The 1,575-nt window shown below is 66.0% G+C and carries 3 protein-coding genes; all 3 read right to left on the reverse strand.

Features of this window, described 5'->3' with window-relative positions:
• Positions 1 to 76: 76 nt before the first annotated feature.
• A complete protein-coding gene (locus RT662_RS14435; RefSeq protein WP_313671382.1) occupies positions 77 to 529 on the reverse strand; it encodes an META domain-containing protein in 453 nt (150 codons plus the stop codon).
• Positions 530 to 544: 15 nt separating this feature from the next.
• Positions 545 to 1,321: a hypothetical protein gene (locus RT662_RS14440; RefSeq protein WP_313671383.1), complete on the reverse strand. Its 777-nt coding sequence runs from the start codon at positions 1,319 to 1,321 to the stop codon at positions 545 to 547.
• Positions 1,318 to 1,575, reverse strand: a 258-nt coding sequence (locus RT662_RS14445; RefSeq protein WP_313671384.1) for an MscL family protein, incomplete at its 5' end; no start/stop codon positions are given. The genes RT662_RS14440 and RT662_RS14445, both read right to left, overlap by 4 nt.

The raw sequence follows: 1,575 nt of genomic DNA on the forward strand, positions 1-1,575 counted from the left end.
GGTGCGCGAACAGACCGCGGATATTCTCGACAATACGACGCTCGCCGATCTTTCGGTAGACCGCGTCGCCGCCTGATCAGGCTTTGGGGGGACGCGTCAGCGTCAGCTTGCGACCGTCGGGCGTGGCCAGAATCGCGGCGCCATCAGCCGTGTAGGTCACGCTGATCACCGCTTCCAGCAGCGCCAGCACCCGTTGTTCGATTTCCATGGCTGGCGGCGGGCAGGCCATCCGGGTGGCGGCCATCGGCCCCAGTTGCAGCGTGGCGCCATCCTGTTTCCAGTTGCCGCTGAAGCGGTTGCAACCGGCCGTGCCTGAAAGCCGGCTGGTGCCCTGATCGCCAGGATCGAACATCAGGCGGCTTTGCGCCACCGGGCCGCCGCCGTTCAGATCTTCAATCTGCCATTCGCCTTCCAGGCTGCCGGCGATCACCGGCGGCTTTCCCGACAGCGCCTGGCCCAGTTGCTGACGCTGATCACGGCAGCCGGCAAGGGCGAGAAGGGCGAGGGGAAGGAGCAGGGCAGCACGCATACCGCCATCCTGCCGCTAGCCGCCGGCCGGTGCAAGACTGGCGACCAGCGACTCCATCGCCGATTGATCGATCAGTATGGCGCCATCGGCCGGCCGGTCGAGATCGAGGATCAGCATGATGGTGAGGCCCATCAGCAGGAACAAGATACCTGAGGCAAAGCGGTGCTGGTGGCCATGGGCATCGAGCATGTAGCCGAGCAGGAAGCAGGCGACGCAGGCAAAGATCACCAGCAGCATCATCACCTCGCCCGGCACACGCGCCGCCACGGCCTTTTCGCGCTGCGTACCCGTGTCGAGCACGGCGTTGACGGCGCTGACCAGATTGGTGGCGCGCGGGCCGTCCAGCGTTGCCTGCGCCGTGGCGGTGATCGCCCACACACGGTTGCGCAGGGCGGCGGCTCGGGCGAGCTTTTCGGTTTCGTGCGGCAGCGGGCTGGTCAACCGCACCCTTGCATAATCGGCCAGCGCGTTCTGCAATGCCGGCCCATTCGGCGCCGCCACCAGCCCGGCACGCAGCCAGGCCGTGCCGATGTCGTTGGCTTCCTGCACCACCAGCTGGCGGCGCTCGTCATAACGGCTGAGCGCCATGGAGAAGGTGAAGCCCAGCAGCAGCGCCAGCACCAGCAAAGCGGTGGAGAGAACCTGGCTTTCATCCTCGGCCCCGCCATCACCGCCAAATCGGCGGTGATAACGGAAGCCCAGTTCGGCGGCGATGAAGAACAGCGCCAGCAGCACCGTCGGAATGGCGGGCAGCGGCACCAGATCGATCAGTCCCGCCAGATCAGAGATCAACCGCGGCCCTTCCGCAGTTCATCGCGGATTTCGGCGAGCAGCGCTTCGGACGGCGTCGGGCCGGGCGGTTCGGCCGGGGCCTCGGCCGGCTTGGCCATCGCCTTGTTGGCCGCCTTCACCATCAGGAAGATCACAAAGGCGATGATGACGAAGTTGATGAAGGCGGTGACGAACTTGCCATAGCCGAACAAGGGCACGCCGGCCTTTTTCAGCGCCTCGTAATCGGTGGGGCTGCCCGTGTAGTCAGCCGGAAT

It is taken from the genome of Sandarakinorhabdus sp. (genome assembly GCF_032115815.1).
Taxonomy (GTDB): domain Bacteria; phylum Pseudomonadota; class Alphaproteobacteria; order Sphingomonadales; family Sphingomonadaceae; genus Sandarakinorhabdus.

Bases quoted from the DNA above. Each gene is read 5' to 3' on its own strand.
- RT662_RS14435 (WP_313671382.1), bottom strand. From the start codon at position 529: ATGCGTGCTGCCCTGCTCCTTCCCCTCGCCCTTCTCGCCCTTGCCGGC.